Source organism: Caulobacter sp. GW821-FHT10F06, assembly GCF_058809215.1.
Window position 1 is genome coordinate 77,420 of record NZ_JBXASK010000008.1, and the last position, 19,550, is coordinate 96,969.

The 19,550-nt window shown below is 67.6% G+C and carries 14 protein-coding genes; 9 read left to right on the forward strand and 5 right to left on the reverse strand.

All coding sequences use genetic code 11. The features are described from left to right. Nucleotides 1–245: 245 nt before the first annotated feature. Nucleotides 246–2,099 carry a hypothetical protein gene (locus AC1RUS_RS17725; RefSeq protein WP_492917926.1) on the reverse strand — a complete coding sequence of 618 codons (1,854 nt, stop codon included), beginning with the start codon at nt 2,097–2,099 and terminating at the stop codon, nt 246–248. Nucleotides 2,100–2,278: 179 nt separating this feature from the next. Then, nucleotides 2,279–3,535: an MFS transporter gene (locus AC1RUS_RS17730; RefSeq protein WP_492917927.1), complete on the reverse strand. Its 1,257-nt coding sequence runs from the start codon at nt 3,533–3,535 to the stop codon at nt 2,279–2,281. 168 nt (nt 3,536–3,703) lie between these two features. On the opposite strand from AC1RUS_RS17730, the gene AC1RUS_RS17735 reads away from it, so the two are divergent. From AC1RUS_RS17735 to AC1RUS_RS17775, 9 genes are all read left to right on the forward strand, one after another. Then, nucleotides 3,704–5,386, forward strand: a complete 1,683-nt coding sequence (locus tag AC1RUS_RS17735) for a thiamine pyrophosphate-binding protein (protein WP_492917928.1) — start codon at nt 3,704–3,706, stop codon at nt 5,384–5,386. A gap of 333 nt (nt 5,387–5,719) precedes the next feature. Then, nucleotides 5,720–6,679: an ABC transporter substrate-binding protein gene (locus AC1RUS_RS17740; protein WP_492917929.1), complete on the forward strand. Its 960-nt coding sequence runs from the start codon at nt 5,720–5,722 to the stop codon at nt 6,677–6,679. Between the two features lie 8 nt (nt 6,680–6,687). Next, a complete protein-coding gene (locus AC1RUS_RS17745; protein ID WP_492917930.1) occupies nt 6,688–8,250 on the forward strand; it encodes an FAD-dependent oxidoreductase in 1,563 nt (520 codons plus the stop codon). Beyond that, nucleotides 8,250–8,636, forward strand: coding sequence for a 4Fe-4S dicluster domain-containing protein (locus tag AC1RUS_RS17750; RefSeq protein WP_492917931.1), 387 nt, complete (start codon nt 8,250–8,252; stop codon nt 8,634–8,636). Before AC1RUS_RS17745 ends, AC1RUS_RS17750 begins: the two co-directional genes overlap by 1 nt. Then, nucleotides 8,633–9,298 (forward strand): peroxiredoxin-like family protein, encoded by a 666-nt coding sequence (locus AC1RUS_RS17755; protein WP_492917932.1) that lies wholly within the window; start codon nt 8,633–8,635, stop codon nt 9,296–9,298. The genes AC1RUS_RS17750 and AC1RUS_RS17755 overlap by 4 nt, the downstream gene beginning before the upstream one ends. 14 nt (nt 9,299–9,312) lie before the next feature. Next, nucleotides 9,313–10,659 (forward strand): LLM class flavin-dependent oxidoreductase, encoded by a 1,347-nt coding sequence (locus AC1RUS_RS17760; RefSeq protein ID WP_492917933.1) that lies wholly within the window; start codon nt 9,313–9,315, stop codon nt 10,657–10,659. Between the two features lie 243 nt (nt 10,660–10,902). Then, nucleotides 10,903–11,826, forward strand: coding sequence for a 5-dehydro-4-deoxyglucarate dehydratase (gene kdgD, locus AC1RUS_RS17765; RefSeq protein WP_492917934.1), 924 nt, complete (start codon nt 10,903–10,905; stop codon nt 11,824–11,826). 122 nt (nt 11,827–11,948) lie between these two features. Then, on the forward strand, nt 11,949–12,854 hold the full coding sequence (locus AC1RUS_RS17770) for a LysR substrate-binding domain-containing protein (RefSeq protein ID WP_492917935.1): 906 nt from the start codon (nt 11,949–11,951) through the stop codon (nt 12,852–12,854). A gap of 20 nt (nt 12,855–12,874) precedes the next feature. Further along, the gene (locus AC1RUS_RS17775) at nt 12,875–14,440 is read left to right on the forward strand and encodes a carboxylesterase/lipase family protein (RefSeq protein ID WP_492917936.1); all 1,566 of its coding nucleotides are present in this window, start codon (nt 12,875–12,877) and stop codon (nt 14,438–14,440) included. 122 nt (nt 14,441–14,562) lie between these two features. On the opposite strand, the gene AC1RUS_RS17780 is transcribed toward AC1RUS_RS17775, so the two are convergent. The 3 genes from AC1RUS_RS17780 to AC1RUS_RS17790 all read right to left on the reverse strand — a co-directional run bounded on the left by AC1RUS_RS17780 (nt 14,563) and on the right by AC1RUS_RS17790 (nt 19,419). Further along, nucleotides 14,563–16,077 carry a right-handed parallel beta-helix repeat-containing protein gene (locus AC1RUS_RS17780; RefSeq protein ID WP_492917937.1) on the reverse strand — a complete coding sequence of 505 codons (1,515 nt, stop codon included), beginning with the start codon at nt 16,075–16,077 and terminating at the stop codon, nt 14,563–14,565. Nucleotides 16,078–16,228: 151 nt separating this feature from the next. Next, complete coding sequence (locus AC1RUS_RS17785) at nt 16,229–18,094, reverse strand: DUF8034 domain-containing protein (protein ID WP_492917938.1); 1,866 nt, start codon at nt 18,092–18,094, stop codon at nt 16,229–16,231. After that, a complete protein-coding gene (locus tag AC1RUS_RS17790) occupies nt 18,091–19,419 on the reverse strand; it encodes an MFS transporter (protein WP_492917939.1) in 1,329 nt (442 codons plus the stop codon). Before AC1RUS_RS17790 ends, AC1RUS_RS17785 begins: the two co-directional genes overlap by 4 nt. Between the last annotated feature and the right edge of the window lie 131 nt (nt 19,420–19,550).

A 19,550-nucleotide genomic window follows, 5' to 3' on the forward strand; every position in this document is an offset into this window, starting at 1 on the left:
AGTCCGACCTGTCAGCCCTTGCGGGCAAAGGCGCGCCCGAGGCCGAGCGCAAGCATGCGCTCGCTCAGGCTCGCCGGATGCGAGAGGTGGATGTTGTTCTCCAGTCCGAACGACCTCAATGCGCCTGCCGGCTGGCCGTGGTCGCTCTTTCAATCCTTCCGCTCGACTGAAGTAGAACAGTCGACGGGCCTGGAAGAGCGATCAAAAGCCTGTAGCGCCCGATAGTATTCCCGACCGTCGGCGGTCTATCGCGTCGGCAGGTAGAGGGGCATCGAGTCTTCCCACAGGCTGTCGGTCAGCAGGCGCTTGCCGGTCCCGTCGGCGTTCATGACCATGATCTGGCCGTAGGGCTGGAAGGTGTTGTCGTAGAGCGCGGCCTCCTCGCGGAAGCCGTACATGCCGCTGCTCCACAGGATGCGGCCGTCGGCGCTCCAGACGGCGTGGCCGTCGTTGCCCCGGTTGGTGGTCAGGCGCTGCAGGTCGCCGCCATCGGGACGGATCGTGAAGATGTCGAAGTTCACCGCGTCCACCTTGCGGGTGAAGACGATGCGCTTTCCGTCGGGCGACCAGAACGGCAGGTTGTCGTAGCCCTTGGTCAGCACTCGAACCGCGCGCGTCTCCAGATTGATGATCCGCAGGCCCTTGTCCTCGGCTCCGAAGACCCGGAACACGATCTCCTTGCCGTCGGCTGAATAGCTGGGGAAGCCCGAATGGACCGTGCCGTCGGTCAGCGCTTCCACGCCGGTCCCGTCGCGCCGCACCCGCATCAGCGTGGCCTTGCCGCGCGACCGCTCCTGGAACCACGCGCCGAGCCCGAAGGCGATCCACTGACTGTCGGGCGACCAGGCGGGCTGGAAGGCGCCGGCCAGACCCTTCTTGACCATCTCGGGGTCCAGCCCCTTGCCGTCTACGTTGAACACCACCCGGCGGTTCGAGCCGTCGCGGTTCATCGTCACGATCGAGGAGTTGCCCTGTTGCTTCTCGGTGATGGCCAGCACACCGTCGTTGGACAGCACCGGGAAGACGTCAGTGTGCTTATATTCCCAATCGCCGTCCCAGCTGTAGAGCGGCTTATATTGGGGCCGAGCCTTGAAGCCGACCTTCTCGTAGATCACCCGCTTGCCATCGGGCGACCAGACGGGCGAGCGGATCGACCGCTTCACCGCCTCGTAGCCCGAGGTGTAGACCAGCCCCTCGTCCGGGCCGCCCTTGCGGTGATAGGCTATGATCTTGTCGTTCAGGAACTGCGGGAAGAGCTTCAGCCCAGGCCCGGTGGAGTGCTCGACGCGGTCGCCGGTGGCCACATCCACCGAGACGATCTGCGAGACGACCTTGGCCACCCCCTCGGGACGACGCGAGCCCCAGGTGTCCTCTGTAAGCAGTTCGTAGAACACCACGCGCTTGCCGTCCGGCGACCACTTTGGCGAGCCCAGGCAATAGTCCGGACGCGAGGCGATGCGGCGGAAGCCTTTGCCGTCCGCGCCGATCACATAGATGCTGAGCTCCTGGGTGTGCTCCCAGCCGTGGCCGTCGTTATGGCCACGCCAGTCGGTGTTGCGGTCCGACGAGAAGGCGATCCACTTGCCGTCCGGCGACCAGGCGGGCCGGAAGAAGCCGTTGGGATAGGCGTTGTCGCCCTGCACGTCCTCGCCGCCGGTCAGGTTGATCAGCCGCTTGGTCTTGAGATTCAGAACCCAGATGTTGGTGCGATAGCCCTGGCGGGTGGAGACGAACGCCAGGCGCGTTCCGTCCGGCGACAGCACCCCGGCGTCATCGACCGCCGCACCAACCACCAGCGGCTGGATCGCTGTTCCATCCAGGCGGGCCCGGAAGATGTCCGACTGGCCGTCGCCATTGCGCTCGGAGGTGAAGATCACCGACTGGCCGTCGGCGCTGAAGTCGGCGTGATAGTCGAACACCGAGCTCTGCAGCAGCTTGCGCTCGTTGGAGCCGTCGGCGTTGGCGATGAACAGTTCGGAGGAGGACGGGCCGATACGGTTCATCAGCATCACGCCCTTGCTCGGCTTGGGCGCGGCGGCCAAAGCCTTGCCGGCCGCGATAACAGCGGGGACGGCGGCAAGGAAGTTTCGGCGGTCCATAGTTCCTCCTGATCACGCACCGCTCGGTCGAACTGCTCGGCGGTCTTTGGTTCTATTGGCGCGCGGCTGAGCGCGCGCGATGTCGGCTTTTCTTCAACCTAGGCGCCAACGGGCTTGTGACGTCGATCAAAAGTGCGCCCAGCCCTATCCATTTCACCGCTCGGGAGGACCGCGGCCGCCTAGGACGCTTCGTCGCGTTGGACGTGATCGAAGGTCTTGGCCTGGCGCAGCACTGGAAACCACCAGGTCCAAAGGCCGGTGACGGCGATCGCGCCCAGTCCGCCGGCGATCACCGCCGCCACGGGCCCGATCAGGGCGGCCAGAAAACCGGACTCCGCCTCCCCCAGCTCGTTCGAGGCCGAGATGAAAAGGCTCGAGACCGCCGAGACACGGCCGCGCATGGCGTCGGGCGTCGACAGCTGGATCAGCGATTGACGCACATAGACCGACAGCATGTCGGCTGCGCCCAGTACCGCCAGGCAGACCAGCGAGAACGGCATCCAGCGCGATAGGCCAAAGCCGACGGTGGCCGCGCCGAACAGCGCCACCGAGGCCAGCATCTTGACGCCTACATGATGCTTCAGCGGCCGCCACGAGAACCACAGGGCGGTCGCCATCGCGCCCACGGCCGGCGCGGCGCGCAGATGGCCAAGCCCCGCCGGTCCCACCTGCAGGATGTCACGGGCGAAGATCGGCAACATCGCCGTCGCGCCGCCCAGAAGCACCGCGAACAGGTCCAGCGAGATCGCGCCCAGCACCAGCTTGTTCTCGCGGATGTAGCTGAGCCCGTCGACCATCTGCCGCCAGGGATGGCGCGAGCGGTCCATCACGGCGCGCGTCATCGGCCGCAACATGAACATGCACAGCAGCGACAGTCCGAAGAGACCGGCGCTGACCGCATAGGGCGTGTGAGGACTCCAGGCGTAGAGATAGCCGCCCATGGCCGGTCCCAGGATCGATCCGACCCGGCCGGCGATGGCGTTGGTGGCGATGGCGTGGGGCAGAACCTGCGGCGGCACAAGGTTCGGACCCAGAGCGCTCAGGGCCGGCATCGAGAAAGCGCGCGCCACGCCCAGCAGGGCCGCCACCACGAGCAACGCATCGATCGACGCCGCGCCCTTGGAGGTCAGCCAGCCCAACATCGCCGCGCAGAACAGTTGCAGTCCCGTGGTGACGCGAATGATGGCGCGCCGGTCCAGCCGGTCGGCGGTCCAGCCCGTGACCAGGGTCAGCACGAACAACGGCACGAACTGCACCAGGCCCACGAGCCCAAGCTGCAGAGCCGCCGCCTTGGGGGCCATGGTCAGGCGAGCCAGGTCATAGACCTGCCAGCCGATCACGATCACGAGGGTGTTCTGCGCCAGGGTCGAGCAGAGCCGGGCGATCCAGAAGAAGCGAAATTCCCGGAACGCGAACGGATGTCGCCGGTCGGTCATTTCACGCTCCTCCTGCGCCCCACGCGTCACTCATCGCCGCGCACCTTTAGCGTCGGTTCGGCGGCTCATCGATAAGAAGCGCGCCGCCGCTGAACCATTTCGCTCCGGGCCGGCTTGAGCGCTGCCGCGACACGGCGAAAGACGGACGCTCAGTCGGAGGATCGGACCATGATGACGGGGGCGGAAGCCGCAGTGCGGATGCTGCAGCGCCATGGGGTCAAGCACATCTTCGGCCTGTGCGGCGACACCAGCCTGCCCTTCTACGACGCGCTCCAGCGCCTTGAACACGGCATGGAGCATATCCTGACCCGTGACGAGCGCAGCGCCGCCTACATGGCCGACGCCTATGCCCGGGTCACCGGCCAGGTCGGCGTGTGCGAAGGCCCCAGCGGCGGCGGCGCCACCTACATCCTGCCCGGCGTCATCGAGGCCAACGAATCCTCGGTCGCCCTCCTGTCGATCACCTCGGACGTACCGGTGACGGCGCGCGGTCGCTACCCGCTGACCGAGCTGGACCAGAAGGCGCTGTTCCGTCCCCTGACGAAGTGGAACACGCTCCTGGACCATGTCTCGCAGATCCCCCACGTCTTCCGCACCGCCTTTCGCGCGGCAACCACGGGACGGCCCGGCGCGGCCCATATCGGCCTGCCCTACGACCTTCAGAAGCAGATCTTCGATTTCGAACTGTGGGCCCAGGCCGAGCACGGCCGTTTCCCGGCGTTCCGCACCGGCCCCGATCCCGATCTCGTCCTGGCCGCAGCTGACGTCATCCTGGCGGCCAGGCGTCCGGTCTTCGTGTGCGGCGGCGGGGTGATTATCTCCGGCGCGACGACGGAGCTGGCGGAGCTGGCGCTGATGCTGGACGCGCCGGTCGCCTCGACCGTCAGCGGCCACGGCGCGATCGCCGACGACCATCCCCTGGCGGTGGGCGTGGTCGGCGCCAATGGCGGCGTGGACGAGACCCGCGACATCGTCGCCTCGGCCGACACGGTGATCTTCGTCGGCTGTCGCGCCGGATCCACCACCACCGAGCACGGCACGGTTCCGGCCCACGACGTGCCGATCGTCCATATCGACATCGATCCGATGGTCGTCGGGGCCAACTACCGGGTCGAGGCCGGCCTGGTCGGCGACGCCCGCCTGTGCCTGGCGGCTTTGGGCGCGGAGATCGCGCGTCGGCTCGAGGGCGCGCCGCGTCACCAGCTGACCGCCCAGCGCCTGACCGCCATGCGCAAGGCCAAGCGAGCGCGCTTCGAACAGCTGGCCCGCTCCACCGACCGGCCGATCCGCCCCGAACGCGTGCTGGCCGCCGTCCAGGCTGCGCTGCCATCGGACGGGATCATCGTCGCCGATCCCGGCACGCCCTGCCCCTACTTCTCGGGCTATTTCGACTTCAACAGCGCCGGACGCCGGTTCATCACCAATCGCGCGCATGGCGCCCTGGGCTTCTCCCTCCCTGCATCGGTCGGGGCCAGCTATGGCGCGCCGTCGGCCAAGGTGGTGGCGGTGATGGGCGACGGCAGCTTCGGCTTCGCGGTCGGCGAGCTGGAGACCATCGTCCGCAAGCGGCTGCCGATCACGCTGATCGTGTTCTCCAACGCCTCCTACGGCTGGATCAAGGCCAGCCAGAAGGACGGCTACGGCCAGCGCTATTTCTCGGTAGACTTCGGCCGCTCCGACCACGCGCGCATCGCCGAGGCCTTCGGCCTGAAGGCCTGGACGGTGACCGATCCGACCGAACTCGACGCCGTGGTCCGCGCCGCCATCGCCTATGACGGACCGACCCTGATCGACGTGATCTCCCAGCCCCTTGAGGATTCCGCCGTCCCCGTCAGCCGCTGGATGGGCTGAGTCCGCAACCCTTAAGCTCCCAACCGCCACAGCCGATAATGTCGACGGGCCATCAAACCCGTATATCCGCATATTCAAAAGCCAAATACACCTTATTAATTACAGTCATTGATCAATACTATTTCCACATATTACTCACATCGATATACAAAACCCTCAAAGTCGACCGAGAATTACTCTATCGAAGACCGCGAGAGATGACGCCATGGTCCTGACCTCGCGGTCTTGAGCCGCGCCGTCACGCGAGAGGCTCCATGATCACCGCCGTCACCCGCGCCGCGCCCGCATGCGCCGATGGCGACGCCTACTGCGGTGGCGAGGCCTGAGGTCGCGATGATCCAAAGGCGCAAACTCGTCGTCGAACTGGCGGCCGCGGTCCTGATCTCGGTGCTGGCGGCCTGCAATCCTGCCGACAAGGTCGATCAGGTCACCCTGAAGGTCGGCAGCCAGCGCGGCGGCACGAAGGCGGTCCTGGTCGCCTCCGGCGCCCTGGAGGGCGCGCCCTACAAGGTCGAATGGAGCGAGTTCCCCGCTGCCCAGCCGCTGCTGGAGGCGCTGTCGGCCGGGGCCGTCGATCTGGGCGAGGCTGGCGACGCGCCGTTCCTGTTCGCCTATGCCGGCGGAGCCCAGATCAAGGCCGTGCAGGCCGGCAAGAGTGGGGGCTCGTCCACCGCGATCCTGGCGCCCAAGGGCTCGGCGATCGCCAAGGTCTCCGACCTGCGCGGCAAGAAGGTCGCCACCGGGCGCGGCTCGATCGGCCACTATCTGCTCCTGCGCCTGATCGAGGACGCGGGGCTGAAACCGACCGACCTGTCGATCGTCTTCCTGTCGCCCGGCGACGCCAAGGCCGCCTTCACCAGCGGATCGATCGACGCCTGGGTGACCTGGGGCTCCTATGTCGCCTTGGCGCGCCTGCACGATGACGCCACCATCCTCGCCGACGGCGACAAGGTTCTGAGTGGTCTCGGTTACGAAGCCGCCAGCCAGGGTGCGATCGACGGCAAGCGGCCTCAGGTCGAGGACTTCCTGCGCCGTCTCGCCAAGGCCCGCCGCTGGGCGGCGGCCCATCCGGACGAATTCGCCAATGTGCTGTCCAAGGAGACCGGCATGACGCCGGAAGTCGCACTCTATACCGTCCAACGCTATCGCGCCCTGCCCGCGCCGATCGACGACAGGGCCGTCGCCGAGGGCAAGGCCGTGCTCGACCGGTTCCGCTCCAGCGGCGCGGTCAACACCGCTCGCGATCCGGCCGGCGCCTTCGACCGCAGCTTCAACGCGACCATCGCGCCGTGAGCGGGCCCATGGCGATGAAGACGGATGTCCTGGTGATCGGCGGGGGGCTGGCTGGCGCCTGGGCGGCCGTGGCTGCGGCGCGGGAGGGCGCGGAGGTCGTGCTGGCCGACAAGGGCCACTGCGGCACGAGCGGCGTCACCGCCACGGCAGGTCCCGGACACTGGTGGGTTCCCCCTGAAGGCCGCGACGGCGCGGTCGCCGATCGCCTGAAGCGTTCGCTGGGTCTTGGCGATCCGGACTGGATGCGGCGCATCCTGGATCTGACCTGGACCAGCCTGCCGAGCCTTCGCGGCTACTACGACTTCTCGACCGGCGACGACGGCAAGCCGTTCTATCGCGGTCTGCGAGGTCCAGAATACATGCGGGCCATGCGCCGGCTGGCCGTGGAAGAAGGCGTTCGCATCCTCGACCACCATCCCGCGCTCGAACTGCTCCAGCATGGCGACGGCTCGATCGCCGGCGCGTCGGGCATGGCGCTGCGCGGCGAGACGCCTTGGACGATCCGGGCGGGAGCCGTGGTGCTGGCGACCGGCGGCTGCGCCTTCGCCTCGCGTCTGCTGGGTTCAGCCACCAACACCGGCGACGGCCTGCTGATGGGCGTCGAAGCCGGGGCCGACCTGTCGGGCATGGAGTTCACCAACTACTACACCCCCGCCCTGGCCGGCACGAACATGGCCCGGTCGATGGCCTACAGCTTCGCCCGATGGTTCGACGCCGACGACAACGAACTGGACATCCCCGCCGGACCCGACATCACGCCGCACCTGGCCCGCGCTCTGCTGAAGGGGCCGCTCTTCTGCCGCCTGGACCGCGTCCCGGCTGACATCCGGGCCGTCATGCCGCAGGTGCAGCCCAACTTCGTGTTGCCCTTCGACCGGTTGGGGATCGACGCCTATCGCGATCGCTTCGAGGTCACCCTGCACGCCGAGGGCACGGTGCGCGGGATCGGCGGACTGCGCGTGGCCGACCGAGACTGCCAGACCCAGGTGACGGGCCTGTTCGCCGCCGGCGACGCCGCCAGCCGAGAACTGGTCACCGGCGCGATCTCGGGCGGTGGCGCGGTCAATTCCTCCTGGGCGCTGTCGTCCGGGCAATGGGCCGGCGCCGGCGCGGCCCGGCTGGCCCTGGGCCGTGGCGCTCGCGCCGACGACCTCGTGATCGCCACCGGACGCGTGGGCCTGCGCCCCAGCCGGTCGGTCAGGGCCGTCGACCTTGGAGGCGCGGTCCAGGCCGTGCGCGACGAACTCAACGCCTACGACCGCAACATCTTCCGACGCGGCGACGTCCTGGCCCAATCCATCGAGCGGCTCGACAGCGTCTGGAGCGAGCTGTCGGCCCATGCGCGCGGCGAGGGCCGGGACGCGCTGCGCACGCGCGAGGCCGCCGCCCTGGTCGCCGCCGGACGCTGGAGCAAGGCCTCGGCCCTGGCGCGCCGCGAGACCCGGGGCATGCATCGCCGGGAGGACGCACCAGGTCTCGATCCGCGCCTGGCCAAGCGACTGCGGTCCGGCGGCCTGGAGCGGGTCTGGACCGATTTCGAAGCCGCCGCGGCCCAGGCGGAGGTCGCCTGATGATCGAGGTCATCATCGACGAGCGCTGCACCGGCTGCGGGAGCTGCGTCGACGCCTGCCCCAGCGACGTGCTGCGGGTGGGCCCAAACGGCAAGGCGGTCATCGCCCACCAGGCCGACTGCCAGACCTGCCTGCTGTGCGAACTGCACTGCGAGTCTGACGCCCTGTTCGTCTGGCCCGATTGCAATGCGCCCGTCGGCGTCATGCCCCAGGCGGCTCTGGCGTCGGGTCAGCTCGGCGCCTTTCGCCGCGACTCCGGCTGGGGCGAGCACGCCCAGCACTTCACCAACCAGCACTGGCGGATGGGCTCGATCTTCGAACGCGCCCGACTGCTGGCCATCGAACGCGCCGCCCAGACCGTCAAAGCCGAGGAGACAAACCCATGAGCCTGAACCAGCAACTCGCCGACCTGCACGCCGAGCGCGTGCGCACCTGGGATCCGGCCGCCCTGCAGATCAATACCGACCAGCGACAGACCCTGCTCGACACCGCCGATCCCTCGGCCTGGATCAAGGTCGGCGACGTGGTCGAGCCCTTCGTCCTCAAGGACGTCGAGGGCGGCGATCTGACTCTGGAAAGCCTGACCGCCTCGGGTCCGGCGGTGCTGATCTTCTTCCGCTTCGCCGGCTGCCCAGCGTGCAACATCGCCCTGCCCTACTATGAAAAGGCCCTGGCTCCGGCCCTGCGCGACGTCGGCGCGAGCCTGGTCGCCGTGAGTCCGCAAGTCCCCGAGCGCCTGGTCGAGATCCGTCGCCGCCACGACCTGTCCTTCAAGGTCGCCTCGGACACCGATAACGCGCTGGGACGGCGCTTCGGCATCCTCTACACGGCCGACGAAGCCAGCCAGGCCGCGCAGCGCTCTAAGGGAAGCTTCATTGGCGACACCACCGGCACCGGGACCTGGGAACTGCCCCAGCCGGCCGTGGTGGTCATCGGCCACGACCGCGTCGTGCGCTTCGTCGACGTCAGCCCCGACTGGCTGGTGCGCACCGAAGCCGGCCCCGTCATCGCCGCCGTCCGCGACATCACCCTCGTTCCCGCCGAATAGATCGGACCAGACCCATGACCGCTTCCCAAACCACCGGGCGTCAACTGAAGCTGGGCTTCATCCTGCATGGCGTCGGCCCCGGCTGGGGCGACTGGCGCCATCCCGACGCCCAGCCGACCGCCAGCACCGACTTCAAATTCTACAAGCGCCAGGCCCAAGTGGCCGAGGCCGGCAAGTTCGACTTCCTGTTCGTGGCCGACAGCGTCTACATCACCGAGAAGTCCAGCCCGCACTATCTCAACCGCTTCGAGCCGCTGACCATCCTGTCGGCCCTGGCCGGCGCCACGAACAATATCGGCCTCGTGGCCACCCTGACCGTCAGCTACAGCGAGCCCTTCAACGTCGCCCGGCAGTTCGCCTCGCTGGACCACATCAGTGGCGGCCGCGCCGGCTGGAACGTCGTCACCTCGTGGCTGGAAGGCAGCGCCGCCAACTACAGCCGGGAGAAGCACTACGCCCATGACGTCCGCTACCGCCTGGCCGGGGAGTATCTCGACGTGGTCCAGGGGCTGTGGGACTCCTGGGAAGACGACGCCCTGACCTTCGACAAGAAGAGCGGCCAGTTCTTCGATCCCGCCAAGCTCCACACCCTGGATCACAAGGGCGAGTTCTTCTCGGTGAAGGGCCCGCTGAACATCAGCCGCTCCCCGCAGGGCCAACCGGTGATCTTCCAGGCCGGCGCCTCCGAGGACGGCAAGGCCTTCGCCGCCCGGCGGGCCGACGCCATCTTCGTCTCCCATGACGAACTCGACGCTGCCCAGACCTACTACAAGGACGTCAAGGCGCGCGCCGCCGGCTTCGGGCGTGATCCGGACCAGTTGCACATCCTGCCGTCGGCCCGTCCGGTGGTGGGCCGCACGCCCGAGGAGGCCGAGGCCAAGTACCAGGAACTGATCGGGCTGGTGTCGATCGACAACGCCCTGTCGCTGCTGGGCCGGCCGTTCAACGACTACGACTTCAGCCAGCACGAGCTGGACGCGCCGTTCCCGCGCCAGGCGTTCATCCACGGCGCCAACTCCAACCTCAGCGCCAGCCAGAAGATCCTGGCCGCCCTGGAGGCCGAGGACCTGACCCTGCGCCAGGTCGCCCTGCGCTTCGCCACGCCTCGCGGTCACTTCGTCGGCGCGCCCGAACAGGTGGCCGACGCGCTGCAGCTATGGTTCGAATCCCGAGGGTCGGACGGCTTCGTATTGTTCGAAAGCCTGCCGGGACAATTGGAGCTGTTCGTTGAATTGGTCGTGCCGATCCTGCAGGCGCGCGGGATCTATCGACACGACTACGAAGGCTCGACCTTCCGGGAAAACCTCGAGCTGGACTTCCCCGTCAATCGCCACGCCAGCCAGCTGCGCGCGGCGGAATAGGCCTCCAACCATCCCCGGATGTCCGCCAAGGGCGTCCGGGGATGGCCCGCTCACCCCGGCTCATGCGCTTTCGGTCCAAAGCGCCAAACCGACGATCAAGCCAATTTTCGCATCGGTCCATAGCGCCTTTGGCTTAGACCGCCGGGGTCCTCGACCCTTAGGGTCTTCCTCAAGTGAACGGTCACGCGGCCAGCAGGTCGCGACGCCTTGCGGCGACAAGACCGACGACCAGCGAGGAAGCCGATGAGCAAGATGACGCCCGCCGAAATGGCCCAGCAGATCGGCGGAGGGTTGCTGTCGTTCCCCGTCACCCATTTCGACGCCGACTATCAGTTCGCCGAAGCGCCCTATCGCGAACACTGCGCCTGGATGCTGCAGCATGAACTAGCCGGCCTGTTCGCCGCTGGCGGCACCGGCGAATTCTTCTCCCTGACCCCGCCCGAAGTCGCCAAGGTGGTGCGCGCCGCCGTCGAAGAGACGGCCGGCAAGACCCCGGTGGTCGCCGGCTGCGGCTACGGCACCGCCATCGCGGTGGACCTCGCCAAGGCCGCCCACGAGGCTGGCGCCGACGGTTTGCTGCTGCTGCCGCCGTATCTGATGAACTCCACCCAGGAGGGTCTGGCCGCCCACGTCGAGGCGGTCTGCAAGGCCACGCCGCTGGGCGTCATCGTCTACAATCGCGACAACGCCGTGCTGAACGAGGACACCCTCGAAAAGCTATGCGATCGCAATCCGAACCTGGTGGGCTTCAAGGACGGCGTCGGCGACATCGAACTGATGATGCGGGTCTATGCCCGCATGGGCGACCGGCTGACCTATGTCGGCGGCCTGCCCACGGCCGAGACCTTCGCCCTGCCCTATCTGGAGATGGGCGTGACGACCTATTCGTCTGCGATCTTCAACTTCATGCCCGAGTGGGCGCTGAGCTTCTACAAGTCGGTCCGCGCCCAGGATCGGGTCGCCGTCATGGCCGGCCTGCGCGACTTCGTCCTGCCCTACATCGCGCTGCGCAATCGCGGCCGCGGCTACGCGGTGTCGATCGTCAAGGCCGGCATGAAGGTGATCGGTCGCGACGCCGGCCCGGTGCGCACCCCGCTCACCGACCTCAACGCCGGCGAACTGGCCGAACTGGAGACGCTGATCCGGCGAGCCCAGGCCAGCCTCTAGGCGGCGGGCTCGGCATGACCGTGCTGGCGACCCGACGGCCGAAATCCCTGCGAACGGCTACCGTCACATCGGCCAATCGCCTAGCCTCGCCCCTCCAGGGGATCACGAGCGGGCGCTTTCCGATGTTCGAACTCAGTCAGCTGCGCTGCTTCGTCGCCACGGCCGAGGAGCTGCATTTCGGCCGCGCCGCTCAACGGCTGAACATGACCCAGCCGCCGCTGAGCCGGCAGGTCCAGCTGCTGGAGCGGATCCTCGGCGTCACCCTGCTGGACCGCACCAGCCGCTCGGTTCGCCTGACGCCCGCCGGCCGCGCCTTCCTGCTGGAGGCCCGCCGCATCCTGCGCCTGGCCGAGAGCGCGGCCCTGGCCACGCGGCGCATCGCGGTCGGCGACGCCGGCGAGGTGGCGATCGGCTTCACCGCCGCGTCCGGCTACAACTTCCTGCCAGGCTTGGTGATCCTATCGCGGGCCCGTCTGCCCAACGCCGACCTGACCCTGCGCGAGATGGTCACCCGCGAGCAGGTCGAGGCGCTGCTGACCGGCCGCATCGACATCGGCCTGGTCCGTCCGCCGATGGAGCGCGCCGAGTTCGCCACCGCCCGCGTGCTGACCGAGCCCCTGGTCGCCGCGCTGCCGACCGGCGATCCGCGTCTGGCCAAGGCCTCGCTGACCCTGGCCGACTTCGACGACGCCCCGCTGATCATGTATTCGGCCGAGGGCGCGGGCTATTTCCACAACATGCTGACCACGCTGTTCGACGCCAACGGCGTGTCGCCGCACTACGTCCAGCACGTCACCCAGATCCATTCGATGCTGGCCCTGGTCCACGCCGGCCTTGGCGCGGCGCTTGTGCCCGAGGCGGCGATGAGCCTGCACTTCGACGACGTGCAGTTCCGTCCCGTCGCGACCACACCGGACCGCCCCGTCGAGCTCTACATGGCCTGGCGCAAGGACAATGACAGCCCGATCCTGCAGTCCTTCATCGACCTGTGCATGGCCGAGGCTTCGCCGGCGGAGACGCTCTCCTAAACGCCGTCAGGAGTGACAGCATGACCACCCATCGCCGCGCCGTGCTGGCCGGAGCCGCCGCCGCGAGCTTGGCTGGATTGTCCGCCAGGGCCGCGACCAAGGCTCCGATCGCCGCGACCCAATACGGCAAGGTGCGCGGCGCCGAGGTCGAGGGGGTCAAGGTCTTCAAGGGCGTGCGATACGGCGCCGACACGGGTCCGCGTCGCTTTCTGCCGCCGCTCCCGCCGACGCCCTGGGCGGGCGTCGCGGATGCGCTGGCCTACGGCCCGGCCAGCCCTCAGACCAAGGCTCCGGGCCACACCAGCGAGGACTGCCTGTTCCTCAATGTCTGGACGCCGGCCCTGGACGGCAAGAAGCGGCCCGTGATGGTCTATGTCCACGGCGGCGCTCATGCCAACGGCTCGGGGTCCGATCCGCTTTACGACGGCGTGAACCTCTGCAAGCGCGGCGACGTCGTGGTAGTGACGGTCAATCACCGGCTCAACGTCTTCGGCTACGCCTATCTGGCCACGCTGGGCGGGCCGGATCTGGCCGACAGCGGCAATGTCGGCAATCTGGATCTGGTCCTCGCGCTGAAGTGGGTGCGCGACAACATCGCCGCCTTCGGGGGTGATCCGGCCAATGTGATGACCTTCGGCCAGTCGGGCGGCGGGGCCAAGCTCGTCACCCTGATGGCCATGCCCGTCGCCAAGGGCCTGATGCACAAGGTCGCCACCATGAGCGGCCAGCACGTCACCGCCATGGGACCCTACCACGCCGAACTGCGGGCCAGGGCCTTCATGAAGACGCTGGGCCTGCGTCCCGACCAGGTCGATGTGCTGCGCACCCTGCCGGCCGACAAGCTGGTCGAGGCGCTGAAGACCCCCGATCCGATCGAGCTGAAGGGCTCCATCGTCTTCTGGTCGGTGATGGACGGCGGCGTGCTGCCGCGCCATCCGTTCTATCCCGACGCGCCGCGCGAGAGCGGCCACATCCCGATGATCATCGGCAACACCCACGACGAAACGCGGGCCTTCCTGGGCGGCGATCCGAAGAATTTCGACATGACCTGGGAGGAGCTGCCGGTCCGCCTGGGCCCCGAACTGGTGCTGGACGTGCCGGTCGCCCAGATCGTCCAACGCTATCGCGGGCTCTACCCGGCCTACACGCCGTCGGAGGTGTTTTTCGCCGCCACCACGGCCGGGCGCTCCTGGCCAGGTCACCTGATCCAGGCAGAGCAACGGGCCCGTATCGGTGCGCCGGCCTGGATGTACCAGCTCGACTTCGGCTCGCCGATCGACGGCGGCAAGATGCGCGCCTACCACAGCTTCGATATCGCCCTGGTGTTCGACAACCTGGCCGCATCGGGGTCGCGGACCGGTACGGGCGCCGATGCGCGGGCGGTGGCCAACCAGATGAGCGAGGCGTTCATCGCCTTTGCGCGGACGGGTGATCCCAACTGCGCGGCGATCCCGGCGTGGGAGAAGTACACCCTGCCCAAGCGGGCGACGCTGGTGATCGATGTGGCGTCGAAGATGGTGGATGACCCGCGTCGGGAGGAGCGGGAGCTGTTCTCGGTGGCGCCGTTCCTGAAGGAGGGGACCTAAAGTCGATCCTCCCCCTTTGGGGGAGGTGGCCCAACGGGCCGGAGGGGGTCCTCTTCGGTCCATGCCGTTGAGGACCCCCTCAGTCGCTCCGCAACAGCTCCCCCAAAGGGGGAGCATCTGTCCTAGAGGCCCAGCGCCACCGCCTTCGAGAACGCCGAGCTCGCACCGCCCGACGTCGTCACCGTCGCCGTGATCGCCGCCCCACGGGCCGCCCCGGCGACCTCACCCGCGAACGCCGCCTTGCCGGCCGCATCCGTCGCCGCCTTGATCGTCCCGAGATACCGCTCGCCCTCGGTCCCTCCGGTCGGGTTGGCGAAGATCTCGATGACCAGCGAGGTGTTGGCCGGAGCCTCCGCCGAACCCGAAACTGCGACACCACCGCTAACCGTCTTGGCCGAGACCAACATCGGCGGCCGCAAGCCAAATTCCGGCGCCTCATGGCATCCCGCCGGTACGCCCGGCGTCTGGCAGACCCGCGCCGCGCCGGCCTGGTCGAACACCACGCCCATGCCGCGCGAGCCGACGAAGTCGCCGTGCTCCAGCCCCGGCAGGCCCATGACGATGCCGCCGCGCGAGAGCTTGGGATCGCAACTGCCGCCGGCCGAGCAGCGCATGACCGGCAGGCCGTTGCCGACGATCCGGTTTTGGCTGATGCGGTTGACCGCACGCCTGGCCTCGGGCCGCACCGCGATCCCGACGCCGTTGCCCTGGATGTCGTTGCCCTCGATCATGTTGCCCGCGCCGGTGACGCTGACTCCGAAGGCGTTGTCGCGGAAGACGTTGGCCCCGATGTAGTTGCGAGCGCCCCAGTTCAGTTGCAGCCCGTCCGAATAGCGGCTGAAGCGGTTGCGCACGACGGTGTTGTCGTTTCCCCACAGGATTTCGATGCCCTGCGACTGCTCGAGATTGTCGGTTCCACCGTCGAAGTCGTTGTCGGCGATCAGGTTGAAGGCCGCACCTCGGGTCAGCTCCAGGCCGTCGCCGTTCTCGAGGAACAGGTTGCGCAGCACCTTGTTGTCGAGCGTGGTGTTGGAGGTCGAGCCGCCCTTGCCGTCGTCGCCGCTGAGCATCACGCCGGCCCCGCCGATGTTCTGGACGATGCGATTGTCGGCGATCACCGAATTGGACGTTCGCAGCACTAATACGCCGATGCAGAAGCCGCGGATCTCCAGGCCGCGCAGCGTGACCCCGCGCGTGTCGATCAGGGCCAGACCGGGGAAGCTGCTGGTGCGCACGTTCGTGCCGTACTGACCCTGCACCGCGCCAGGGCAGGATTTCAGGTCACGCGGCAGGTAGCCGGCCCCGTCGATGACGCTGTGGCGGCCGTCGATAGCGAATGCGACGCCCTCTATCGTGACCGGGCCCTTGATCGGCGGCAGCGGCGACTTCAGCACGATGCGTGGCGCGCCGACGATCTCGATGCGGTAGCGGCCTGGATCGGCGTTGTTGATCGTGACGGCCCAACGCAGGGAGCCCTGAGCCTCATCGTCGGCGGCGCGGTCGACCGTCAGGACGGTGACGGTGGGACCGGTGTCGGATGGCCCGCCGGCTGCGACGGCGGCGATGGGCGCGGGGGTGGTCTGGGCCAGGGCGGGGCTGGCGAGCAGGGTCAGGACGCAGAACGCGGCGCGGATCATGGCAACCCTCTTCACTTCCAAAAAGCTTGTCATCCCGGGCGTAGCGTAGCGAAGACCCGGGACCCAGGGGCAACCGCGATGCTCCGGCCCCTGGGTCCCGGACAGCCTCTGCGAGGCTTCCGGGATGACAGGATTTATTCGTTTCGAAGCCCTAAACCCGATCCCAGGGAAAGCTCAAGGTCGGCGGATTGACGTGGCGCTTCATCGTCAGCGTCAGCTTCGCGCCGGTCCCTGGGGCCAACCGCACTGTGAACGCTGAGGCGTCCACCGCCAACGCCGGACCACCGTCGGTCGACACGCTCAGCACCTGATGCTCGCCATAGCCGCCGCCTTGCACGGTCACCGTGCGCGCCGAAACCTGGTTGGTGTTGACCAGCGTCACGACCGCGCCATCGTCGCTCAGCGTCTCGACCAGGGCCGCGACGTCCTCGGGCACCCCGGCTCGACGACGCTCGGGATCGAAATAGCGCAGCCGCGCATAGAGCAACGCCCCGCCTTGCGACGGCGAACTTGGCGACCACGGCGGGCGGGCGATGTGGATGCCGCCCTGCATCAGGTGGATCAGGGCGTTGGCGCTGGCGGGATTGATGTCTAGCGCCGCGTCGGCCAGGCGCGTGTCGGGCGTGGAGTGGTCGTCTCGCTGGGCCTGGGCCTTAGCACGCACCTGCTCGAGGTCCTTGCGCAGAATCTTGGTCGGGAAGCCTGGGTCCTTGCCGTCCAGATAGGTCAGCCACGGATGGTCGGCGGCGCGGGCGCGGTCGGACGCCTTCATCGACATGTACCAGATTTCCAGGCCGTTCAGCCGGTACTCGCCCGGCGCGTAGCCGTACCAACCCTTGGGGCCGTACATGCGCGGGGTCTGAACCTTGCCGTCGATGGTCTTGGCCTGGGCGTTGATGACGTCGTTCTGCTTTCGCCAGACGTCCAGGTACTTGTCGTCGCCGGTCAGCAGATAGGCGTTCAGGAAGCCGACGATGGCGCGCGGCACGCGGTTGCGGTCCTCACGCTTGCCGGTCTGCGGCACCACGGGCGAAAAGCCCCAGCCGTAGGTGCTCGACCACCACTGGCCCTTGGGCCCGCCGATCTTGCCGTCCAGGCCGATCTTGCTGGGCAGCACGCCGCCATTGGCGTTGGCGCGGTCGATCCAGGCGTCGACATAGGACACGATCCAGTCGCGGTACTTGGACTCGTGGTCCAGCATGTAGGCGTTCAGAACCAGGCTGGTGGATTGCAGGTTCAGCGGCGCGTCGCCGACCACGTCGTCATACTCGTCGTAGTGATGCAGGGTCTGCTCGTAGCTCTCTTCGCCATGCTCCATGAAGAAGCCCTTGGGGTCGAAGTGATCGCCGGCCCAGTCCAGGGGCGTGGCCTTGCGCAACATCGGACCCCGGCTGCCCGTGATCATGCTGCGGATGATCTTCAGCTTGGGATCGTAGTTCGGCGCGCCCGGATCCTCGCCCATATAGAAGCCGGAGAAGCGCTTGACCCGGTCGCGATAGCGCGCGTCTTTGGGGTCCGACAGTCCCAGCAGGTTGAACACCGACAGCCCCTCGGAGAGGTGCTGCCAGTCGGTCATGACCGGGAATTCCTTGTAGTACATGCCTTCGCGGGCGAACGGCACGTCGACGGTCTTGGCCGCCGTGTACTGGCGGACATTGCCTTCGAAGGCCTTCTTGGACAGCTCCAGCAGACGGTCGCTGCCGCCCAGAGCATGCAGGTGAGGCCAGTCGTTGACGTTCTCGATAGCGTCGTCAGGGCCATCATTGGCGCCCCAGCGCTCGACCGCCAACAGGTAGCCGCGCTCGTCGAAATAGCGGGCGAAGAAGGCCTCGCAGGCCTCGGCGTTGGCCTTCAACAGCTCGCGTTCCAGCAGCGCCCATTCGGGCGGCGCCATCGGCGTTTTGATCTCCAGCGTCGCCGAGGGCGCGGCCAGCGCAGGCGAGGCGACGGACGCCAGCAGCAGGGCCGAGGCGGTGCGCAGGAAACGGCGGCGGCTGGTCATGACGCTCTTACTCACGCGGGCTTCAGTTCGAGACGCTGGATCTTGCCGACGATCAGGAAATAGGCGGCGATGCAGATCACGCAGTGCGCGCCGACGAAGATCAAGGCGCCATCGAACGAGCCCGTGCCCTTGACGATGTAGCCGATGACGATCGGGGTCACGATGCCGGCCACGTTGCCGAAGGTGTTGAAGATGCCGCCGGTGACCCCGGCCATCTCCTTGGGCGAGGTGTCGGCCACCACGGCCCAGCCCAGCGAGGCCACGCCCTTGCCGAAGAAGGCCGCGGCCATGATCACGATGACCAGCCACTCCTGCTCGACGAAATTGCAGACGATGATGCTGGTGGCCAGCACCATGCCCAGCAGCAGCGGGGTCTTGCGGGCGATGTCGAGATTGCCGGTCTTCTTCAGCAGGCCATCCGAAATCATGCCGCCCAGGATGCCGCCGGCGAAACCGCACAGGGCCGGCAGAGCGGCGGTGAAGCCGGCCTGCATGATCGACAGCCCCCGCTCCTTGACGAGGTAAATCGGGAACCAGGTGACGAAGAAATAGGTCAGCACGTTGATGCAGTATTGGCCCAGATACACGCCCAGCAGCATGCGGCTGCCCAGCACCTGCTTGACGTTGCCCCAGGTGAAGGCCGCGCCGTTGGCGGTGTTCTTGTCTTCCATCCGCACCAGGCCGCCGCCAGCCTCGATATAGTCGAACTCGGCCTTGTTGATGCGCGGGTGCTCGACCGGGCTGTGGATCAGCTTGACGAAGAAGGCGGCCGCGACGATGCCGACGCCGCCCATCACCACGAACACCGAGCGCCAGCCGAAGCTATGAGCCAGCCAGCCCATCAGCGGCGCAAAGGCGACCAGCGAGAAGTACTGGGCCGAATTGAAGATCGCCGAGGCCGTGCCGCGCTCGGGTCCGGGGAACCAGGCGGCGACGATGCGGGCGTTGGCGGGGAACGAGGGCGACTCGGCCAGCCCGACCATGAAGCGCATGACGAACAGGGCGACGGCGGCGGCCAGGCCGCTCCACAGCCCCGCGAAGCCCTGTAGCAGGGTGAAGCCAGACCACAGCACCAGGGCGGCGGTGTAAATCTTCTTGGAGCCGAACTTGTCGAGCAAGGCGCCGCCGGGGATCTGGCCCAGCACATAGGCCCAGGCGAACGCCGACAGGATGTAGCCCATGGCTACGGGATCGAGGCCCAACTCCTTCGAGGCCGATTGTCCGGCGATCGAGAAGGTGGCGCGGTCGGCGTAGTTGATCGTGGTGATCACGAACAGCACCGTGATGATCAGCCAGCGAACCCGAGTACGCTTGGTCTTGTCCGCTTCGGCGCCGGTCATCGCGTTTCCATTCCCTTGGTCTCCGCTGACGGGAGCCTTCGATGGGAAGCTAGAGGCGGCTGGCCGGCAGGTCTAAGTCAAATCGCCTATGGATCGATCCAAGCCCGACATGGATTGAGGCCAAAACGGCA